Annotated in this window: 22 protein-coding genes, 1 tRNA gene and 1 pseudogene; 13 read left to right on the top strand and 11 right to left on the bottom strand. The window is 68.4% G+C overall.

Annotated elements, in window-relative coordinates:
• Nucleotides 1-43 precede the first annotated feature (43 nt).
• The 5 genes and pseudogenes from ACP694_RS15365 (at nt 44) to ACP694_RS15345 (ending at nt 2287) form a co-directional block, all read left to right on the top strand.
• Nucleotides 44-118 (top strand) — tRNA-Gly (locus ACP694_RS15365).
• A 251-nt stretch (nt 119-369) separates the two neighbouring features.
• Nucleotides 370-1119, top strand: a complete 750-nt coding sequence (locus ACP694_RS15360; protein WP_426013742.1) for a sugar phosphate nucleotidyltransferase — start codon at nt 370-372, stop codon at nt 1117-1119.
• Nucleotides 1120-1445: 326 nt separating this feature from the next.
• Nucleotides 1446-1646, top strand: a complete 201-nt coding sequence (locus ACP694_RS15355) for a hypothetical protein (RefSeq protein ID WP_426013741.1) — start codon at nt 1446-1448, stop codon at nt 1644-1646.
• A gap of 62 nt (nt 1647-1708) precedes the next feature.
• Nucleotides 1709-1843: pseudogene (locus tag ACP694_RS15350) on the top strand (ATP-binding protein); the annotation flags it as partial.
• Nucleotides 1823-2287, top strand: a complete 465-nt coding sequence (locus tag ACP694_RS15345; RefSeq protein WP_426013810.1) for a response regulator — start codon at nt 1823-1825, stop codon at nt 2285-2287. The pseudogene ACP694_RS15350 and the gene ACP694_RS15345, both read left to right, overlap by 21 nt.
• 83 nt (nt 2288-2370) lie before the next feature.
• On the opposite strand, the gene ACP694_RS15340 is transcribed toward ACP694_RS15345, so the two are convergent.
• The 5 genes from ACP694_RS15340 to ACP694_RS15320 are packed head-to-tail and all read right to left on the bottom strand — an operon-like array spanning nt 2371 to nt 7026.
• Nucleotides 2371-3132 carry a nucleotidyltransferase family protein gene (locus tag ACP694_RS15340; RefSeq protein WP_426013809.1) on the bottom strand — a complete coding sequence of 254 codons (762 nt, stop codon included), beginning with the start codon at nt 3130-3132 and terminating at the stop codon, nt 2371-2373.
• 5 nt (nt 3133-3137) lie between these two features.
• Nucleotides 3138-4289 (bottom strand): dATP pyrophosphohydrolase, encoded by a 1152-nt coding sequence (locus tag ACP694_RS15335; protein ID WP_426013740.1) that lies wholly within the window; start codon nt 4287-4289, stop codon nt 3138-3140.
• On the bottom strand, nt 4290-5354 hold the full coding sequence (locus tag ACP694_RS15330) for an LptF/LptG family permease (protein WP_426013738.1): 1065 nt from the start codon (nt 5352-5354) through the stop codon (nt 4290-4292).
• On the bottom strand, nt 5351-6568 hold the full coding sequence (locus ACP694_RS15325) for an LptF/LptG family permease (RefSeq protein WP_426013807.1): 1218 nt from the start codon (nt 6566-6568) through the stop codon (nt 5351-5353). Before ACP694_RS15325 ends, ACP694_RS15330 begins: the two co-directional genes overlap by 4 nt.
• 20 nt (nt 6569-6588) lie before the next feature.
• Complete coding sequence (locus ACP694_RS15320) at nt 6589-7026, bottom strand: HIT family protein (protein WP_426013736.1); 438 nt, start codon at nt 7024-7026, stop codon at nt 6589-6591.
• Nucleotides 7027-7109: 83 nt separating this feature from the next.
• On the opposite strand from ACP694_RS15320, the gene ACP694_RS15315 reads away from it, so the two are divergent.
• Complete coding sequence (locus ACP694_RS15315; RefSeq protein WP_426013734.1) at nt 7110-7280, top strand: hypothetical protein; 171 nt, start codon at nt 7110-7112, stop codon at nt 7278-7280.
• Nucleotides 7281-7287: 7 nt separating this feature from the next.
• Here ACP694_RS15315 and ACP694_RS15310 read toward each other — a convergent pair whose 3' ends face one another.
• A complete protein-coding gene (locus ACP694_RS15310) occupies nt 7288-8205 on the bottom strand; it encodes a metallophosphoesterase family protein (RefSeq protein ID WP_426013806.1) in 918 nt (305 codons plus the stop codon).
• A gap of 158 nt (nt 8206-8363) precedes the next feature.
• Here ACP694_RS15310 and ACP694_RS15305 point away from each other — a divergent pair, with 158 nt between their 5' ends.
• From ACP694_RS15305 to ACP694_RS15295, 3 genes are read left to right on the top strand one after another with little or no spacing between them, the layout of a single operon-like run.
• Nucleotides 8364-9422: a CDP-alcohol phosphatidyltransferase family protein gene (locus ACP694_RS15305; RefSeq protein WP_426013732.1), complete on the top strand. Its 1059-nt coding sequence runs from the start codon at nt 8364-8366 to the stop codon at nt 9420-9422.
• Complete coding sequence (locus ACP694_RS15300) at nt 9422-10339, top strand: diacylglycerol/lipid kinase family protein (RefSeq protein ID WP_426013730.1); 918 nt, start codon at nt 9422-9424, stop codon at nt 10337-10339. The genes ACP694_RS15305 and ACP694_RS15300 overlap by 1 nt, the downstream gene beginning before the upstream one ends.
• Nucleotides 10336-11259, top strand: a complete 924-nt coding sequence (locus tag ACP694_RS15295) for a hypothetical protein (RefSeq protein ID WP_426013729.1) — start codon at nt 10336-10338, stop codon at nt 11257-11259. The genes ACP694_RS15300 and ACP694_RS15295 overlap by 4 nt, the downstream gene beginning before the upstream one ends.
• A 33-nt stretch (nt 11260-11292) precedes the next feature.
• On the opposite strand, the gene ACP694_RS15290 is transcribed toward ACP694_RS15295, so the two are convergent.
• Entirely contained in the window at nt 11293-11841 is a 549-nt protein-coding gene (locus ACP694_RS15290; RefSeq protein WP_426013728.1) for a transposase, read from the bottom strand.
• Between the two features lie 128 nt (nt 11842-11969).
• Here ACP694_RS15290 and ACP694_RS15285 point away from each other — a divergent pair, with 128 nt between their 5' ends.
• Nucleotides 11970-13916 (top strand): sialate O-acetylesterase, encoded by a 1947-nt coding sequence (locus ACP694_RS15285; protein WP_426013727.1) that lies wholly within the window; start codon nt 11970-11972, stop codon nt 13914-13916.
• Between the two features lie 105 nt (nt 13917-14021).
• Complete coding sequence (locus tag ACP694_RS15280) at nt 14022-14186, top strand: hypothetical protein (protein WP_426013725.1); 165 nt, start codon at nt 14022-14024, stop codon at nt 14184-14186.
• 20 nt (nt 14187-14206) lie between these two features.
• Here ACP694_RS15280 and ACP694_RS15275 read toward each other — a convergent pair whose 3' ends face one another.
• Complete coding sequence (locus ACP694_RS15275) at nt 14207-14908, bottom strand: DnaJ C-terminal domain-containing protein (protein ID WP_426013723.1); 702 nt, start codon at nt 14906-14908, stop codon at nt 14207-14209.
• Between the two features lie 56 nt (nt 14909-14964).
• A complete protein-coding gene (locus tag ACP694_RS15270; RefSeq protein WP_426013721.1) occupies nt 14965-15306 on the bottom strand; it encodes a hypothetical protein in 342 nt (113 codons plus the stop codon).
• Between the two features lie 116 nt (nt 15307-15422).
• Between ACP694_RS15270 and pdxH the strand changes: the two genes are divergently transcribed.
• Nucleotides 15423-16088 (top strand): pyridoxamine 5'-phosphate oxidase, encoded by a 666-nt coding sequence (gene pdxH / locus ACP694_RS15265; protein ID WP_426013719.1) that lies wholly within the window; start codon nt 15423-15425, stop codon nt 16086-16088.
• Here pdxH and ACP694_RS15260 read toward each other — a convergent pair.
• A complete protein-coding gene (locus tag ACP694_RS15260) occupies nt 16040-16723 on the bottom strand; it encodes a TetR/AcrR family transcriptional regulator (protein ID WP_426013717.1) in 684 nt (227 codons plus the stop codon). The two genes, pdxH and ACP694_RS15260, sit on opposite strands and share 49 nt — an antisense overlap.
• Nucleotides 16724-16831: 108 nt before the next feature.
• On the opposite strand from ACP694_RS15260, the gene ACP694_RS15255 reads away from it, so the two are divergent.
• Nucleotides 16832-18331: an AAA family ATPase gene (locus ACP694_RS15255; protein WP_426013715.1), complete on the top strand. Its 1500-nt coding sequence runs from the start codon at nt 16832-16834 to the stop codon at nt 18329-18331.
• Between the two features lies 1 nt (nt 18332).
• On the opposite strand, the gene ACP694_RS15250 is transcribed toward ACP694_RS15255, so the two are convergent.
• Nucleotides 18333-20099 (bottom strand): response regulator, encoded by a 1767-nt coding sequence (locus ACP694_RS15250; RefSeq protein ID WP_426013713.1) that lies wholly within the window; start codon nt 20097-20099, stop codon nt 18333-18335.
• Between the last annotated feature and the right edge of the window lie 130 nt (nt 20100-20229).

Genomic DNA, 20229 nt, shown 5'->3' with positions numbered 1-20229 from the left:
ACGAGCCGCAGCGCTCGGACGGCGCATGTTCATTCCGTCCAGTGCGGGCGTAGCTCAGAGGTAGAGCGTCTGCTTCCCAAGCAGAATGTCGTGGGTTCGATTCCCATCGCCCGCTCCAATTCAGAAATCAACGAAAGCGCCGGAAGCCGTACCCACAGCTTCCTCGGCTAGGTTAGAAAGCCCGTTCTGCAATGTCGGAAACGCGCGCCAGGCGCGGCCCGCGTGGTGGCGGAATGGCCCCCGGGCGTCGCTATGGCTTGCCTAGGGACCCCGCCGCTTGTTACCTCGCGCTCCACGACGAGCGGCTTGTTCGGCGCGCCCATCGTCGCTATCTGGCGACCTCCATTTTCTGACAGACGAGACCACCCTGTGGCGACACCGGCCAAAGCGATCATCCTCAGCGCCGGCCAGGGCAAACGCCTGTCGCCCCTGACCGACACGCGTCCCAAATGCATGGTCGAACTGTCGGGCCGCACCGTGCTGCACTGGCAGCTCAAGCACCTGGCGGAAGCCGGCGTCGCCGAGGCGGTGGTGGTCACCGGATTCGCGGCCGATACGGTCGAGCAGGAGGTCGCCGGCCTGGACCTTCCGGGCCTGACGGTCCGCACCCTGTTCAACCCGTTCTATGCCCTGACCGACAATCTGGCCACCTGCTGGCTGGCGCGCGGGGAGATGCGGGGCGACTTCCTGCTGCTGAACGGCGACACCCTGTTCGCGACCGACATCGGCCGCCGGCTGATCGCCGCTCCGCCGGCCCCGATCACCGTCACCATCGACCGCAAGCCCGGCTATGACGCCGACGACATGAAGGTGCTGACCGAGGGCCTGAAGTTGCGGGCCATCGGCAAGACCATCGAGCAATACGACGCCGAGTCGATCGGCTTCCTGCGCTTCGACCCCGAGGGCGCAGCGCTGTTCACCCGTATCGTCGAGCAGGCCCTGCGCACGCCCGAGGGCCTCAAGCGCTGGTATCTCAGCGTCATCAATCAGATCGCCCAGGACCACGACGTGGTCGCCACCCAGTCGATCGAGGGCCTGCGGTGGGCCGAGATGGACTTCCCCGAAGACCTGCCCGGCAACCGGGCCCTGGCGGCGGCCTGGGTGGCGGCGGGGGAGTAGTTTGCCTTCTCCCTTTTTGGGAGGGCACTCTTTCAGGTCGTCAAAAACGGTTGTCATCCCGGACGAGCGCGAAGCGCGAAGATCCGGGACGACAAGGCTATCTGTGCGGCGGGTCGTGCGGATCGCCTGCCTTCGCGAGGGGAGAAGGACGGGCGCCGGCTGTCGACAATCTGACCACCCGCGGCCAACCCGCCTGCCACGGGGCCGTCATGCAATTTGCCTAAAGGCCGCAGGCTCGCACGCAAGTAAGCGGGCTCTTATTAAGCGGCTTTGGCCAATTCCAGGGGCAAATCCGCGATCTGGATCAGCTGACCCAGGAAATCCACTTGGCCAGCAATGGCGACGACCGCCTGAAGTGGCACGTCAGCGGCATGTACTTCGACTCGCGCGACACTACCGACTTCTTCCAGCGGGCTTGTTTCCTCACCACCGCCGCCCGCAACCCCAACAACTGGGCCAGAACGCTCATCTGGACGAGCGCTACGCTGCCCCCCAACTGGGCCTCACGCCAGGCCAATATGTGCTGATCGCGGTGACCGATACCGGAGGCGGAATGCCCCCCGAGGTCATCTAAAAGGCCTTCGATCCGTTCTTCACAACCAAGGAAGTGGGCAAGGGCAAGGGCACGGGCCTGGGGCTCAGCCAGGTCTATGGCTTCGTCAAGCAGTCGGGCGGCCATGTGAAGATCTATTCCGAGCCGTCGGTGGGCACGACCATCAAGATCTATCTGCCGCGCCTGATCGGCGCCTTGGCCGCGAGCGAGGCCGAAACGGCGCCCGCGCCGTTGGCTGTGGGTGACAGCCGCGAAGTGGTTCTGGTCGCCGAGAACGAGCCGTCCGTCCGCCAGTTCAGCGTCGATGCGCTGGGCGAGCTGGGCTATCTGGTGCTGGAAGCCGACGGCGCGGCTGCGGCCCTGCGCTTGATCGACGCCCATCCCGAGATCGTGTTGCTGTTCACCGATGTGGTCATGCCCGACGTCAACGGCGCCAAGCTGGCCGAGGAGGTCCGCCGCCGGCGTCCGGACATCAAAATTCTATTCACGACGGGCTACACGCGAAACGCCGTGTTCCATGACGGCGTGCTGGATCCGGGCGTCGAGCTGATTGGCAAGCCGTTCACGCTGGAGGCGCTGGCGGCGAAGTTGCGGCTGGTGCTGGAGGCGCGGTAGGGGTGTCATGTCCGCGCCACCGGCCACCTTCTCCCCCTTGAGGAAGAAGGAAATTTGGCGTTCTCGTCGGGGTGGGCGGTGTTTCAGGCGCCCTCCACGATCCCCCGTACCAGGTCCAGATCCCCCGGCTTGTCGACATCCACCGCCGCCAAGCCGTCCCGCGCCCGCACCGCCACCGCCTTGACACCGGCCAAGGCGCCGATGCGGCCGACGGTCTCGTCCAAGGTCATCAGGCCCAGCAGGTAGCGCACCAGAATCATCGGGCCGAGCATGGCGGCGATCTTCCAGGGCTGCTTGCGGTGCTGCTCGACCTTGCGCCACAGGTCGATCGCCCGCAGCGACGCGGGGGTCTTCAGGTAGAACAGGTTGCAGCCCGAATAGCGCCCGTCGCGAAACGCCAGATAGGTGCGCTTGGTGGTTGGGGCGGCGGCCAAGACCAGGGCTTCCTCACCCAGCAGGATGGCGATGTCGGCGTTTTCGGGCGTGTCGGCCATGAAATCGGTCACCCATTCGGGCCGCAGCAGGGCGTGATCGACCGTGGTGACCAGCAGCGGCGTGCCCAGGACCTCGGCGGCCTGGTGGACGCTCTGGCTGGGTCCGGCGGCGGAGGGCAGGGCGGTGAGCGTCGCCCGAATCGCCTGCGTCGCCAGGGCCGCTTCCAGCGCCTTGTCGTTGGTCGAGACCGCGATCCGCGTGGCGCCCGCCGCGTCAAGCGCGCCGAGCACTCGGGTCAGCAGGGTCTGACCGCCTAGGACGATCAGGCCCTTCTGGCTGACGCCGGCATAGTCGGCCACCGGATCGACCCCGCCGCGCGAGCCGGCCAGAACCAGGGCCTGGAAGCCCATGGTGGTCAAAGCGCCTTCTCGTAGATCCGATAGGTCTTGTAGATCGTGGCGCCCATGGCCTCGGAGATCCGTCGCATCGGCGCATTGGTCTCCAGCACCCACGAGAACTCGAACTTGTCGTAGCCCAGGGCCAGGCCCGCATCGCGCCCGGCGTTCATCAGGTGGAAGGGCACGACCTGGCCGCGCAGGGTGTCGGCGAACTTTCGCTTCAGGCCCATCAGCGGAATGCGGATCGATTTCACCCGCTTGACCTTCAGCCGCCACAGCAGCTTGGCCCAGCCGAACGGCAGCAGCTTGCCGTTCAGGCCCTCGATGGCCTCGTTGACATTGGGCAGCAGCACGATGAAGCCGGCCGGCTCGCCGTCGATCTCGGCGAACAGGGTCAGGCGCTTGTCAATGACGTCCTTCAGGGCCTTGCCCAGTTGGGCGGTCTCGGCCTCGGTGGTCGGCACGAAGCCCCAATTGCCGGCCCAGGCGTCGTTGAGGATGCTGGTCAGCGACCGCACCTCCTCGTCATAGCGGCTCATGTCCAGTTCGCGCAGGGTCACGCCCTGCGGCAGGCCGCGCTTGACCCTGCGCACCACCGCGGCCGGCAGGGCGGCGGTGGGGTCGCAGACATAGGCATAGACGTCCTTGGCCTTGGCGTAGCCCTGGGCCTCGACTCGCCGGGCCGTATAGGCCGGATCGTGGCCCATCATCACCATCGGCTTGGTGTCGAAGCCGTCGACCAGCAGGCCGACCTCTTCGTTGATCGACAGGTTGAACGGGCCCAGGGCGTTGGTGCAGCCGCGTTCGCGCAGCCAGTCCTCGGCCGTGCGAAACAGCAGCTCGAAGATAGCGGGGTCGTCCTCGGCGGCGATCATCCCGAAATTGCCGGTCTTCTGGCCGGCTTCCTGGACCGCCAGGGCGTCGATCTGGGCGCTGATCCGGCCGACGTCGCGGCCGCCGCGCAGCATCAGCCACATCTGGACCTCGGCATGCTCGAAGAACGGATTGGTCTTCGGCGTCAGGGCCGCCATCCGCTCGTACATCAAGGGGACCACCCAACTTCGGTCCCTGGCGTTCAGGCGGTTGGCCAGGTTGATGAAGCGCTTCAGCTCGGCCTTGGTGGAGACCGGAACGATCGTCAGGTCGGACGGGGCGGTGTCGAACGGCATTCAGCCCTCCAGAGCAACGAGCGCGTAAAGCGCGAGGGAGGCGAAGATTACCGGACCGCCCCAGACGGCCAGGAGGGGCGACAGCGACCCGCCTTCGCCAAGGGCCGAGAGCAGGCCGTTGATGACCAGGAACAGCAGGCCCGCAGCCAGGCCGCCGGTCAGCAGCATAGCCCCTTGTCCGCTGCGGAAATTGGCCAGGGCGACGGGCGCGCTGATCAGCAGCATGACCAGGGCCGCGAACGGACCGGCGAAGGCGGCCAGCAGGCGGGTCTCGTAGTAGCTGGCGGGCCGGTCGCCGCCACCGCTCAAAAGGGCCCGGCGGGCCGTGGCGGCGGTCGGCACGGGGCTGTCAGCGAACAGGGCCTGGATGTCCTGGGGGTGCAGGGGCGAGGGCCAGGCCAGCTTGCCGGCGGGCACGACATCGACGCGCTCGCCGCTGAAGCGGGCGATGACCGGCCTGTTGAGGGTCCAGCCGCCGCCATGGACATAGGTGGCGGTCGGCGCCTCGACGCGCTCGATCAAGCGGCCGGAAGTGTCGCGGCGATAGACCTTCACCGCGTTCAACTGACGGCCGTCGGCCGACGCCCCGGCGGCGATCACCAGGTCGTCGCTGGAGCGGAAGCTGCGCGGGCCGGCGACCTTGCGATCGGCGACGGGGGTCGTGGCCTGCCACCAGGCGGCCAGCACCGGATCGGTGCGCGGGGCGATGACTTGGGCGCAGCTGAAATCCAGCGCCATGACGAGAAAGGCGATCGGCGCCGCCATGGCGACGATGCGATAGGCCGAGATGCCGGTGGCGCGCATGGCGATGATCGCGCTCTCGCGGGCCAACTGCGAGAAGGCGAAAAGTCCGCCGGCCAGGGTGGCGATCGGCGCCACTTGCTCGATCAGGCGCGGCGAGCGCAGGGCGGCGTAATACAGCACCCCGGCCGTACCCAGGCCCCGGCCGAGGATGTCGGTGGTGACTTCCAGCAAGTCGAGGATCTGCAGGATCGAGAACAGGATCAGAGCCGCACCGAGCACGCGCGTGCCGACCATTCGCAAGATATAGAGCTGGATCTTCATGCGGTGGCCCGGTCGGTCTTGGACTGGACCATCCGGCGGAAACGGGCGATGCCGACGCCCATCCGCCGGATCATCTCGGTGACCGGGGTTTGGCCCGGACGCTTGCGGCTGCCGATGAACAGCCAGAGGCTCAGGCCGGTGAAGATCGCGAATGGCATGCCGATCGCCGCCAGGGGCATGGCCTTGCCGGACTCCGCCAGGCCCTGCCCCAGCTGCAGGCTATGCTGGAACGCCAGCAGCAGCACGCCGGCGATGATCAGGCCAGGCGTGCGGTTGCCGCGCTTGGCGGCCAGGCCCAGCGGGAAGGCCAGCAGCGGCAGGAACGGCAGGAAGGCGGCGCGGGCCAGCCGGCCGTACAGCTCGGCCAACAGGGTGCGCTTGGGCACGATCGGGTTGGGCAGCTTCGACTGGCGGTCGAGCTCGCCCAGGGTCAGCTCGCGCTCGTCGCCGCCGCGGGTTCGCAGCAGGGCGGCCGCGCCGGCCAAGGGGATGTTGGTGGTGAACTGGTCAAACACCAGGGTCCGGTACTGGCCCTGAGCGTCGACGCCCACCCGCTGGCCCCTCCGCAACAGCATGGTGACGGTCTTGGCGGCCTCGTCGGCGCGCAGGTCGGCGGTGGCGGCGGTGATGACCTCCTCCCGGCCGTTGGCGTCGAGGCGGCGGATGAAAACTCGTGTAAGGCGATGGCCGGCCGCGTCGGCGTCGTCTGCGGTCATCAGCAGCTTGGGCTCGTCGATGAACGCTCCGCCATCCAGCTTGCCATTCCAGCCGGCATTGACCGCCTCGTGCATCACGGCGCGATAGGCGTAGCGGCTGTAGGGCTGCATGTAGCCGAACACCCCCAGGCTGAAGACCGCCAGGAACAAGCCGACGAAGACGAAGGGCGCGGCGATACGGGTCAGGGACTGGCCGCTGGCCAACAGGGCGTCGATCTCCGAGCCGTCGGACAGCTTGGTGATGACGATGAACAGCGCCACGAAGAAGGCCACGGGCAGGGCCAAGCCCAGATAGTGCGGCACCAGGTTGGCGGCCAGCGAGGTGACATAGCCGAACCGGGCGCTGCTCTGCGACAGCACGTCCAGCAGCCGCAGCACGCGCTCCAGCAGCAGGGCGATCACCGTGACGCCCAGGCAGCCGATGATCGGCCACAGCAGCAGGCGCAACAGATAACCGTCGATCAGGCGAAAGCGCGCCGTGCCCTGGGGAACCGGAATGCGGATGCGGCGGGAGCGGGTCACGCGGCCGACCAGGCCTGGGCCAGGGTCCTGGCCAGGCGTTCGGCTCGGTCCAGGCCCATATCGACCGCATCGCCGAGGGCCGGAACGGCCGGCCAGCCGGCGTCGGCGAAGACCTGACCCTCGTGCTCACGCGTGCCGGCGTAGCGCGGGATCACGTGGAAATGCACGTCCTTGTCGACCATCATCAGCATCAGGTAATTGATCTTCTCGTACGCCACGACCTTGGCCAACATTCGCTCGATACCGTCCGTGGCCGTCTTGAGATCCGCGAAGGCGGCGGGACTCACTTGCGAGAAAGCCTGGGCGTCTTCCTTGCATATCAGGACCAGGGACCCAAATGTCGGCTGCTTGGGACGGACGAGAACCAGCCAGCTGGCGGTCTCGGCCACCCGCGTGCGCGGAAAGCCAAAGCTGATAGCGGTGGGATTGGTCATGCTCGGCCTCGCCTCGGGGCGCTAGCCGCCGTCCATCCTACAATAGGGATGCGGCCTTTTTGATGGAAGTCCGATCCGCATTCTTGGTTGGGCTCATCGCCGGATTTGCGCTGCTGGCCGGTCCGTCGCTGGCGGGCGAGTCTGGCGCGGCGCCGGGCGAGGGGGCCACGCGCGATGCTGGCGACTGCGAGGGCCGTCAGCCCGCCACCCGGCTGACTTTCCAGGCCGGGCCGGGCGACACCACACTGCGCTGAAGATGCGCTACGGGCGCTGAGCCGGTCGGCCCGCCTGGGAGAGGACGTAGCGGCCCAGCTCCATCGCCTGGCCGCTCGTCGGGTCCAGGCCTCGCGCCACCACCTTGACCACGATCTCGCCATCCGCCCGGCGATCGATCTCGATGCCATGCCAGCGCGCGGCGGGGTGGCGGCCATGGCCCTGGGCCGAAGCCGAAGGCACGCCCAGCACCGGGATCATCCGGCCGTCGGGTCCGGGCGCGGTGGCCACCAGCGCCTCATGCGCATGGCCGTGCAGCACCAGATCGGCGCCGCGCCGGGCGAGCACCGCCCGCAGGTCGTCCTGGTCCTCCAGGGCCTTGCGCGCCGACACCGCGCCGGCGACCGGCGGATGGTGGATCAGCACGACGCGGAAAAGGTCGCACCAAGCCGGATCGGCCAGCCGGGCGTCCAGCCGCGACAGCTGGTCGGCGCCCAGGCGGCCGGTGGCCAGATGCAGGGCGGTGGGGGTGGCGGAGCAAAGATTGAAGATCGCTACGCCGTCGCGGATCCGGACCTGGGGGAAGCTGGCCTCGCCGTGATCCCCGAGCCACGGCGTCCATGGGACGAACGGCGGGCCGCCGGCATCGACCAAGGCGTCGTGGTTGCCGGGGCTGACAGTGATGTCGCGGGCTGGGCCCAGGGCTTCCAGCCAGAGCCGGGCGGCCTCCAGCTCGACGGGCGAGGCGAAGTTGGTCAGGTCACCGGTGATCGCCACATGATCGGGGGCGTAGGCCTTGAGATCGGCGACCAGCGTCGCCAGAATCTCCGGGCGATGCTCGTTGCGCTTGCGGCGCCAGGCGATGCGACTCAGCAGCCGCTTGGACAGCAGGTCACGCCAGCCGAACGCGCCCTTGGGCGGCGGCAGGTGGGGGTCGGACAGATGGGCGAGGCGGAATATCGACAAGACTTCGGTCACGCTTTCTGGCGGAAGGGGTCGAAGCTGCTTATCAATCGCCGCGAGTTTCAAGGGGCTGTCGTAACGTGAAGGTCGAAATTGATCCGAAAGAAGCCGCTGGTCTGTCCGCCGTCACGGTGGGCCTGACGAAAACGCGCCTCTGGGGGATGACGTCGTCTGAACGGCTGTCGCGAATCTACCGCCGCCTTGGCCTGGTCGAGGCGACGCCGGAGACCGTCTTCGTCAGCGGGAACGTCATCGTGGTGGATGCCGGCTGGGTGTTCGACGAGTCGCTGATCAAAGCTCTGGCCGAGCGTCCAGGCGTGGCCCTGGTGGACGAGGCCGGTCGCGTGGTCGCCGTCAACGTCTCGGCCCTGCGCGCGCGTGACTCCATAGCCCGCCTCGACACTGGCGAGGACGTCACCGCCTTGGCCGACACCCGCCTGACCGCCCTGGAGCTTGGCTCGGCCTATAACAGCGCCCTGCGCAAGCGCGAGCCGCCGGTGCTGGAGCGCCTGACGCCGGAGACCCGCGTCGCGGTCGAGAAGCGATTGTTCCAGGGCTCCTACAAGGGCGTCACCGACCTGGTGACGAAATATGTCTGGCCCACGCCGGCCCGGGTCGTCACCCGCTGGTGCGCCCTGGCCAAGATGACGCCCAACCAGGTGACCCTGATCGGTTTCATCCTGACCCTGGCGGCCTTCTGGCTGTTCTGGACGGGCCAGTTCGGCTGGGGCCTGGTCTGCGCCTGGATCATGACCTTCCTCGACACCGTCGACGGCAAGCTGGCCCGCGTGACCCTGACCTCATCGAAGTGGGGCAATGTCTTTGACCACGGCATTGACCTGGTGCACCCGCCGTTCTGGTGGTGGGCCTGGTATGTGGGTCTGGGCGCAATGGCCTTCGCCACGCCGTACGGCGTCCTGGCCCTGGCGGTGATCGTCGCGGGCTATGTGCTGCAGCGGGTGGAGGAGGGCATCTTCCTGGCCCTGTTCAAGGTCGAGATGCACGCCTGGCGACCGTTCGACAGCTTCTTTCGGCTGATCACCGCGCGTCGCAACCCCAACCTCATCATGCTGACTCTGGCCTGGCTCGCCGGCCGGCCTGACATCGGATTCATGGCCGTGGCGGTGTGGACCGCGATCTGCCTCTTGGTCCACGCCGTCCAGATCTTGCAGGGCCTGGCGACGCCCAAGGGCGGCGTCGTCTCCTGGCTGTCGCGCTGATGCGCATCGGGGTCATCCGCAATCCGCGCAGCCACGCCAATATCGGGCGGACCGAGAGCGCCTCGACGCCCGACGCGGTGCTGCTGGTCGAGCCCGCCACCCGCGAGGCCCTGGTGCAGGACCTGAAGGCCTTCGCCCAGTGCGGGGTCGAACTGCTGGTCATAGACGGCGGCGACGGCACCATCCGCGACGTCATCAGCCTGCTGCCCGACACCTTCGGCGACACGCCGCCGCTGTTGGCCCTGCTGCCGTCCGGGAAGACCAACGTCCTGGCCATCGACCTGGGCGTGCCGCACGGGTGGACCCTGCACCAGGCCATCGCCGCCGCCCGCTCCGGCCACCCGGTGATCAAGACCCGCGCGCCCCTGGTGGTGCGTTGGGACGACGGTCGGCCGTCGTTGCATGGCTTCGTGTTCGGCCTGGGCGCCTTCGTGCGGGTGACCAGCATGTCCAAGAAGGTCAACGCCCTGGGCGCCTTCCACAGCCTGTCGGTAGCCCTGACCCTTGCCGGCGGCGTGATTGGCACCCTGATGGGCGGCGCGCGCGACCGCTGGCGGGCCGGCGTGCCGCTGTGCATGGCCATCGACGGCGAGGAAACCCGCACCGCCGACCGTTTCGTGGTCATGGCCACCACCCTCAAGCGCCTGCCCCTGGGTCTCAAGCCGTTCGGACCGCCGCGCGAGGGGCTGAAGTTCCTCGACGTCGACGCCCCGCCCAAGCACCTGCCCGGCGCCTTGCCTGCCCTGCTGAGCGGCCGCGACGCCGCCTGGCTGCCCGGTCTGGGCTATCGGCGCGGCGACGCCCAGACCATCCGGATCACCACCGACCAGCCGCTGGTGGTGGACGGCGAGGTTTATGACGGGGCCGGCGGCGTGACCGTGGTCCTGGCGCCGGCGCTGCGGTTCCTGGCGGCATGACCGCTTCGGTGGTCAGCCTGGTCAGCGAGGAGCTCCGCGCCCCGGCCCCGCCCCACGCCGTGATGTTCGCCCAACGCCTGGTGGAGGCCTTCGAGGCTCCGGTGGCGGTGCTGTTCTACGGCTCGATCCTGCGAACGGGCGACCTGGAGGGGGTGATGGACTTCTACGTCCTCACCGCCGGCCCCCGGAGCGGCTGGCGCGGTCTGGCCGGGCGGGTGCTGTGGCCGGACGTCAGCTATCACGAGGTCGAGCACCAAGGCCGGACCCTGCGCGCCAAGGTCGCCGCCATGACCTTGGCCCAGTTCCAGAACGCCGTGCTGGGGCAGGGGATCGACACCACGATCTGGACGCGCTTCGTCCAGCCCTCGGCCCTGGTCTGGACGGCCGATCCGGCGATCGGCGACGCCGTGATCGAGGCCGTCGCGGAGGCCGCCCGAACCGCCACCCGCTTCGCCGCCGCGCTTGGACCGCACGAGGGCCCGCCGGACGCCTATTGGTCGGCCCTGTTCCAGCAGACCTACGCCGCCGAATTCCGGGTCGAGAAGGGTGGGCGCGAGCGCTCGATCCTGGCCTTCGAGCCCGAGCGCTACGATTGCCTGTTGATTGCCTGTTGGCGGGAGGAGGGGATGCTCGACATCGTTTCGCGCGGCGCGGTGCAGCCCAATCTGTCGGCGGAGGATCACAAGCGGCTCAACGCCGCCTGGCGGGTGCGGCGCAGCCTGGGCAAGCCGTTGAACCTGGCGCGGCTGATCAAGGCCGCCTTCACGTTCGAGGGCGCGGCGCGCTATGCGGTCTGGAAGATCGAGCGCCATACGGGCCTGTCGGTGCCGCTGACGCCCTGGCGCGAGCGACACCCGGTGCTGGCCGCGCCGGGCGTGCTTTGGCGGCTGTGGCGGGCGCGTCTGGAGCAGAAGGCTTAGTCGGGCGCGGTCAGCAGTTCGTGTGGCACGCCCTCAACACCGTCTCCCCGACGAAAGTCGGGATGTGGATTCACACTTGAAATGCAACAGGGTGTAGACCTCGGCGGGTGTCTGGAAGACCAGGCACTTTCGAGGCCTGTGGTTGTGGAGCCTGTTGAGCCAAAGAATGTCGTCCAGGTCGAGGGTGTCGAGGTTGGTCTTGCGCGGCAGATACTTGCGCCAGCTTCCATCGTTGGTCCGGCGCATCTGGGCGTAGATGAACCGGTAGATGCTCTCGTGGCTGATCACCGCCTGGCCGTGCTCGCGCTTCAGCCGTCCGGCCACCTGCTCGAGCACTTGGCACTGGAGGACCTCGTCGCGTTCCAGGCGGCTGCCTCGCCAGCGCCGGGCCCTGCTGAGATCGCCGGCCAGCACGGGCTTGTAGGCGGCCTTGGGCGCGCCATTACGCTTCAGCTCACGGCAGATGCTCGATGGCGAGCGACCCAGAGCCGCAGCGATTTGTCGGATCGTCTCACCCGCTTCACGACGCCGGGCAAGCTCACACCGCTCCTCAAGCGTGAGGTGATCATAGGCTTGTCCCATCGCAACACCTCGGTAAGAGAGTGTTGCACTTCGTTTGTGAACTCAGGGGACCCAGGTGAATCCCGCTGAGGCTCTGGGTGAATCTGGGTCCGGCATTCGCCGGGATGAGCGGGTTTTGGGGTATGCCGATGCGTTCGAAAGTCCTTGGCCTGTTAGCCTCCGCGTTGTTCTTGCCAAGCCTTGCTTCGGCCGCGCCCATCCTCGCCCCGGTCTTCACCGATCACGCGGTCCTCCAGCGCGGCCAGCCGATCCGGGTCTGGGGCGGCGCCATGCCCGGGGCGTCGGTGTCTGTCATGCTGGGCGAGGCTGAAACCACGGCCACCACCGACGCCGAAGGCCGCTGGTCAGCGACCTTCCCGGCCCGCCAGCCGGGCGCCGCCCTGTCCCTGACCGCCAAAACCGTTGGCGACAGCCAGACGATCTCCGACCTGCTGGTCGGCGATGTCTGGCTGTGCTCGGGCCAGTCGAACATGGAATATCCACTGCGCCGGTCGCTCGACAGCGACACCGAGCTGTCGCACGCAACCGATCCCGACATCCGCCTGCTCCAAACCGGCCGCACCAGCCTGCCGGCTCCGACCACGACCCTGCCCAAGGAAGCGGTGTGGCGCGTGGCCAGCCCTGAAGCCGCCGCGAACTTCAGCGCGGCGTGTTTCTTCATGGGCCGCGAGTTGAGGAAGACGACCCATGCGCCGATCGGCCTGATCGACGCCAGTTGGGGCGGGTCGATCATCCAGGACTGGATCAGCGGCGAGGGCCTCCACGCCCTGGGCAACTATGACGAGGGCCTGGCCGTGTTGGCTGACTACGCGCGATCCAAGGAGGCCGGCATGGCCCGTTGGGGCGCGAAGCTGGATCGCTGGGCCGCCAAGGTCGAGCCGCAGGCGGCGGGTTGGGCCAGCCCGAACCTCGACGACAGCGCCTGGGCCACGATGCCGGCCGAGAACTTCTGGGAGGTCAATCCTGGCCTGGAAACCTTCGACGGCACGATCTGGCTGCGCGCCACCCTCACCCTGACGGCCAAGCAGGCGGCCCAAGCCGCCAAGGGGGGCGCGACCTTGGCGCTCGGCCCGGTCGATGACATCGACACCACCTTCATCAATGGCCGCCAAATCGGCTCTCAGGAAGGCTGGAACACCCCGCGCGAATATCACATCGCGCCGGGCATGCTGAAGGCGGGCGCCAACCTGATCGCGGTGCGGGCCATCGACACCAGCGGCGGCGGCGGGGCCTGGGGCCCGGCGGCGCAGAAGGGTCTGAAGTTCGACGACGGGTCGTTCGCGCCGCTCGGCGGGACCTGGCGCTACAAGATCTCGACCTCCATGGCCCAAAGCGGCCCGCCGCCGCACGCGCCCTGGTTGGGGGCCAGCGGCCTGTCCACCCTGCGCAACGGCATGATCGCGCCGCTGGCGCCGTATGGCCTGAAGGGCTTCGTCTGGTATCAAGGCGAGGCCAATGTCTCCGAACCGGCCGAATATGCCCGCACCCTGCCGGCCCTGATCGCCGACTGGCGCCGAGCGTTCGGCGGACCGGACCTTCCGTTCCTGATCGTTCAACTGGCCGATTTCGGCCCGCGCTACGCCCAGCCGCGCGAGTCTGGCTGGGCTGGGGTGCGGGACGTACAGCGCCGGGTGGCCGCCGCCGATCCCCAGGTCGGCCTCGCCTCGGCCGTCGATATCGGCGACATCCACGACATCCATCCGGCCAATAAGCAGGAGGTCGGCCGTCGATTGGCGCTTCAAGCCCGCAGGCTAGCCTATGGGGACACGAGCGTGGTCGCCGCCGGCCCGGCCCCGCTGTCGGTGTTGATCCAGGGCGGCGCCGTGACGGTGCGGCTGGACCAGCGCGCGGTGGTCCAGGCCGGCGCGCATCCCAACGGCTTTGAATTGTGCGATGCTAGCGCCTGCCGGTTCGTCGACGCGACCTTGAGCGGCGACCAGGTCAGCCTGCCGATCCCTGCAGGCCTCGCGCCCGTGAAGGTTCGCTACGGCTGGGCCGACAGCCCGATCGTCAATCTCTACGGCCTGACCGGCCTGCCGGCCACGCCGTTCGAACTGGCGATCGCAGCGCGTTAGTCAAGGGACTCGGGCGCGCGTCTCGCGGCGCGCGTTGTTAATCAGCAACCCCTTGGTGTCGAACGGCATTGTCTTTCCCGAGTGTGTGGTTCGAGAGAGCGTTACGTGACCGATTTGGCCTATCAGGAACTGGCGAGCCTCTGGGAGGCGGTGTTTGGCGAACAACCGTCCGTCGTCGCTGATTCCGAGTTGATGGCCCGCATCCTGGTGACCTGCCTGCCGCCGACCGAACCGCACAGCTTCGGCGCGGATCCAGACGAGGACGACTAAGGCTCGGGGCGCCCTTGGCCTTAGGCCGCCCACGCCGCCGCGAAACGCTTCAGTTGCGATCGCGCGGCGCTTTCGGCTCCGCCGTTGACGGGTTCGAGCCGCAGGAAGAGATCGCCTTGGCGATGCGGCCCACGAGCTGGCAGGCCCTGGCCGGGCAGGCGAACCAAGCCGCGGGCGGCGGCCTTGGTCGAGATCCACACCAGGCGCGGACCGATAGCGGTGGCCACCTCAAGGCGGCCGCCCTCGGCCAGCACCCGGGAGTCCAGCCGCGCGGTCAGCCACAGGTCGTCGCCGCGCACCAAGGCCTCGGGATCAGGCTTCAGAGCGACGCGGAAGACCACGTCCTCGACCCGCACCTTGTCGCCGTCGCGCAGGCCGGCGGGCAGGGTCAGGCGCAGCTTGCGAGCGTCGACCATCAGGTCGAGCGCGCCGCCGGCGAAGGCCATGGCCGTTTCGAGGGTCAGGGTCGCCTGCTCGACACGCGCGGGCTCGGTGACGGCGGGCGGGAAATGGATCGGCTGGACCGGGTTGTCCTGCAGCAGGCGGTAGGCGGCCAGCACGTCGCGGAACAGGGCCGCGTCGCCGCCGGGGCGATCGGGGTGGGCGCGCTTGGCGGCCTCGCGATAGGCGGCGCGCAGCTCGCGCTCGTCGGCCCGCGCGGCGACGCCGAGGATGGCGCGCGCGGCCTGGAGACTGGGGACTGTGGAGGCGCGGGCGGTCATGCCGCCGACCCTGCCGCCACTTGGTCAACGGCGGGTTAAGTTAAGACTTTCGAGCGCTAGCGGATCTGGCCGCTGATCAGCCAGACCAGGCCGAAGGTGCCAAACACCCCCGCGGCGAAGAGGATCACCGCCCACGAGCCGCTCTTGCGATACCAGGTCACGGGCTCATCGACATCGGGACCCTCGACCCGGGCCCGCTCGGCGGCGCGATTGCGCACCTTCACCAGGTTCCAGGCCCCCGCCGCGAACAGGAAGACCCCGCCCAAGGCCAGCACGATCCAGTCCTGAACGTCGTCGCCCTTCCACTTCACCGCCTCGATCGTGCCGATCCACAGCGCGGCCGCGCTCCAGAGCGCCAGCGGGATCCAGGCTAGTCGCGCGCGCGTGCCGAGCTTCATGAGGTGTCGTGTCCTAGGTCGCGGCGCCGTCCGCGCGCGGTTTGGCGGCAGATGCGCGCGACGGGTCGTGCACGTCAAGCGTGGCCCGCCGCCGCCGCCTGTCCTATAGGACTGCCATGACCAACGCGCCCCTGATCCCCGCCTCGCCCTCCGAGGACGACTATGTCCGCCAGGTGACCGACGCTACGCCTCCCCCGCTGCTGCCGGAAGGCGATCCCATCCGGCTGTTCGAGGAATGGCTGGCCGAGGCCGGGAAGGGCGAGCCGAACGATCCCAACGCCGTGGCGGTGTCGACGGTCGACGCCGACGGCCTACCGGACTCGCGCATGGTGCTGCTCAAGAGCGTCGATGCGCGGGGCTTTGTCTTCTACACCAACACCCAGAGCGCCAAGGGCGTGGAGCTGGACGCCCAGCCCAAGGCGGCGCTGCTGTTTCATTGGAAGTCGTTGCGCCGCCAGGTGCGGGTGCGCGGCGTTGCCGAGCCCGTGAGCGAGGCCGAGGCCGACGCCTATTTCGCCAGCCGGGCCCGGCACAGTCAGCTGGGCGCCTGGGCCAGCGACCAGTCGCGGCCGCTGCCCGACCGCCTGGCCCTGGAACGCCGGGTGGCCGAGATGGCCCTGAAATTTGGCCTCGGCCAGGTGGCGCGCCCCCCGCACTGGTCAGGCTACCGCGTCGTGCCGCAGGTCATCGAGTTCTGGCGCGACCGACCGTTCCGCCTGCACGAGCGGCTGGTCTACGAGCGGGCGGGCGAAGGCTGGGGCACCACGCGGTTGTTTCCGTAGCGCGCCAGGAACGTCTCGACCGCGTCGCGTGACAGCTCCTCGAGCGGCCTGTTCGGTTGAACGTTGTCGCCGGCCGACAGGCCAAGCAACAGGGTCGGGTGGTCGATCATGCCCAGAAGTTGGCCGGCGGCCCAGGAGGGCTTTTCGACCTTGAGCTCGCCTGTTTCGACAAGATCGTCGATGACGCGGATCGCGGCGCGGCCCAGTTCCTCGCGGGCGTTCCGGAGGAAGAAGTCGGCCAGGACCTGGAAGCGCCGCCGCTCCGACGTGATCAAGCGGAACGTCGCCCGGGTCATGGGGCGAGAAAAGAAGGTGGCATAGGCGCAGGTCAGGGCCATGAGCCGCGCGCGGGCGTCGCCCTTGACCCGCGTGCTCGCCCTGACGGGGCCAGCCATGTCCCGCACGGTCTCGTGGATCACGACCTCGAACAGCTTCGCCTTGCTGGGGAAGTAGGTATAGAGCGTGGCGGTCGAGACGCCCGCCATCCGCGCGACGACCTCCATGCCGGTGTCAGGATAACCCTGGCGCAGGAAGACGCCACGCGCCGCCGCCAGGATTTCCGTTTTCCGGCGTTCCGGCCTATTTAGTCCAGCGCCCATCAGCATGCGTTGCACTCGATCCAGGGTTAACTTCACCTTAGACGCTCAACTCACGCGCAAGCAAGCGTCGGGCGGCGACGTCGGCGGAAGTTTCCGCTATGGGACGCCGGCGCCGGCGTCGTGGCGCGAGAGACGGGGTACGGCGTGATCAAGGACGCGGAAACGGTTCGCGAGCAGGAAGTGGCCGCCTGGATGGGCGAGCGGGCCGATCGGGTGATCGAGACCTCCTGCGCCCGGGTCTTCCTGGTCGGCGAAGCGGCCTTCAAGGTCAAGCGGCCGGTCAATTTCGGCTTTCTGGATTATTCGACGCTGGAACTGCGCCGCTGGTCGCTGGAGCGCGAGCTCAGCTTCAACCGTTCGGCCGCGCCGGACATCTACCGGGCCGTGCGTCGCTTGACCCGCACCGAAGCCGGCGGGGTCGAGATCGACGGCGCGGGCGAGACGATCGAGTATGCGCTGGAGATGCGCCGCTTCGACGAGGAGGGCGTGCTGGCTTCGCAGCCCTGGGCGATCGACGACGCGCTTGAAGAGGCCCTGGGCCGAACCATCGCCCAGTTCCACGCCGTGGCGCCGCTGCGTCCGCAAGGCGGCGGGGTGGGGGCCCTGGGTTACACCATCGCGTCCAACGCCAAGCTGCTGCGCGGCCTGGCCCTGCGCCTTGGCTCGCTGGCCGTCGAGCGCTTGATCGCCGAGACCGACCTGGCGCTGGAAAGGCTGGGTCCGTTGCTCAACGGTCGGGCGGGGCAAGGCTTCGCGCGCCACTGTCACGGCGACCTGCATCTCGGCAACATCCTGATCGAGGACAGCAAGCCGATCCTGTTCGACTGCATCGAGTTCAACGACGCCCTGTCGGACATCGATATCCAGTACGACTTGGCCTTCCTGCTGATGGACCTGGATTTCCGCCGTCGCCGCGACGCGGCCGGCCGAGTGCTGAACGCCTATCTGGACGAGGCCGCTCGCACCTTCGACACCGGCCTGTGGACCGGGCTGGCCGCCTTGCCGCTAATGCTCAGCGTCCGCGCCGCCGTTCGCACCCACGTCTGGGCCTACAGCAATGACGACGAGGCCGCGCGGGCCTATCTGGCCACGGCGCTGGAGCACCTGGCCCCGCGGCCTGTCAGCCTGGTGGCGACGGGCGGGCTATCGGGCTCGGGCAAGTCGACCTTCGCGCGGGTCTGCGCGCCTGGCCTGGGCAGCGCGCCCGGCGCGGTGGTGCTGCGCACCGACGAGATCCGCAAGCGCCTGCTGGGCGTGCCGTCTCTGCAGCGCCTGCCCAAGGAGGCCTACACGCCGCAGATGAGCGAGCGGGTCTATGACGAGCTGTTCCGTGACGCGGGCCTGACCCTGGCGGCCGGCCGCTCGGTGGTGGTCGATGCGGTGTTCCTCAAGCCCGAGCAGCGCGCGCGCGCCGAGGCCTTGGCCAAGTCAGCCGACGTCGCCTTCCAGGGTGTGTGGCTCGATGCCCCGCCCGAGGTGCTGCGCGGTCGCGTCGCCGCCCGCGTCAACGACGCCTCGGACGCCGACGTCGCCGTGCTGGAGAGCCAACTGGCCCGCGACACAGGAGAAATCAGATGGCGCCGGGTCGATACGGTCAGCGCCTTCGAGGATGAGGCCCGCGCCCTGGCGGAGACGATGGGGTGAGTTAGGAACGCGCCGCTTCGGCCGGTCTGGCCCTGGGGCGCACCGCCGCGAGGATCGCCGTCAGCAGTTGAATCGGGCGGACGGGCTTGCCCAGATGATCGTCGAAGCCCATCGCCAGGAAGCGCTCGCGATCGCCTGACATCGCCGAGGCGGTAAGGGCGATGACCGGGATGGCCGGGTCGCCGGTCGCGCCGGCCCGGATGGCGGCCAGGGCGGTGATGCCGTCCATGACCGGCATGTTGATGTCCATCAGCACGGCGTCGAAGGTCCCGACCTGCAGCGCGGCCAGCGCCGCCTGGCCATCATCGACGATGGTCAGGGCCACGCCGGTCGCCTCAAGCATCGTGCGCACCACCACCTGGTTGATCGCGTTGTCCTCGGCCATCAGTATCCGCAACGAGTCCAGGTTCGGCATGTCGTCGTCGCGCTCGGTCTCGCACGGCGAAGAGGGCGACGCGATCGGCGTGGCCACCAGGGTGAAGGCGAAGGTCGCGCCGTCCAGGCCGCTTTCCAGCGCCAGGTCGCCGTCCATCTGACGCGCCAGGGCGCGCGCGATCGTCAGGCCCAGGCCCGTGCCGCCGTGGCTTCGGGAGACGGCGTCGTCGGCCTGGGTGAAGCTGTCGAAGATGCGTTCTTGGAAATGCTTGGCCACGCCGATGCCGCTGTCGATCACGCGTATCCGCACCAGCAGCGCGCCGTCGGGGCGGGGTGTAGCGGCGGCGAGCTGGAGGGTGACGCCGCCTTGCTGGGTGAACTTCAGCCCGTTGGAAATCAGGTTCATCACCACCTGGCGAATGCGCTGGGGGTCGGCCAGGACCCAGACCGGCGCGGACGGATCGATCTCGGTCTTGAGCCACAGGCCCTTTTCGGTGGCGGCGTCGCGCCAAGCGTCGCCCGCCGCCAACACCAGTTCGTGCAGGTTGGTGGCGGTGTGGTCGAGGTCGACCTTGCCAGCTTCGATCTTCGATAGGTCGAGCACGTCGTTTAGCACCTGCATCAGGCTGTCGCCCGACTTGATCATCAAGCGCACGTGACGGCGCTGGCTTTCGTTGAGGTTGCTGCGGTCCAGGGCGTAGGCCATGCCCAGCAGGCCGTTCATTGGGGTGCGCAGCTCATGGCTGGTGACGGCCACGAAGGTGGACTTGGCGCGGTTGGCCTCCAGGGCCCGCTCGCGTTCCTCGCGCAGGCTGCGGGTCAGGTCGTCCATGCGTCGGGCGGCGGCGCGGTTGCCGCGCATGACGTTGACCGTGGTCAGCACGACCATCAACAGGCCCCAGCGGGCGATATTGGGGCCGACGCCGTGGGCCTGGAAGAAGAACAGGGGAAAGACCACGAGGCTGAGCATCGGCGCGAAGGCGCTGACGATCAGCAGGGCGGCCGGTTGATGGCGGAAGTTCTGGGTGTAGACGATCTGCCCGACCCAGATGGAAACGGCCGCCAGCTTGAGTTCCGGGATTGGCGAGAGCCAAATCATCGCCGCTAGCCAGGCCCAGGTCAGGTTGATTGGCAGCGTCATCAGCACGAAGGCCGCGCGCTCGGCCGGAGAGGCGTCGACGCCCAACTTGAACCGACGGGTCGCCAGTCGCGCCAAGCCCTCGCTCAGGATGAAGCCCGCCAGCCAGGTCAAGGCCGTCATGGCGCCCAGCACCATTGACGTGATCGCCGTCGCCGCGATGGCCGGGATCAGGCGAGAGGGCAGCAGGCGGTGGGTGTCCAGCGCTACCTCGTCCAGCCGGTTATCGGCCCATGGCGCTTGGAACCATCGCACGTAAATTCGCCTTGCCCGTCGATCAGCGTCTGTGCGGACAAACCTAGCGGATCGCGACTACCAGCGGCTGAACGCAATCTGCGACGGATCAGCGCGGTTGGCTTTTAGACTTAAGGTTCGCTCAAAGCGC

Source organism: Caulobacter sp. DWR2-3-1b2 (genome assembly GCF_049896345.1).
GTDB lineage: Bacteria > Pseudomonadota > Alphaproteobacteria > Caulobacterales > Caulobacteraceae > Caulobacter.
The sequence above is the reverse complement of the archived record's forward strand: the minus strand, read 5'-3'. Positions and strand labels throughout refer to the sequence as shown.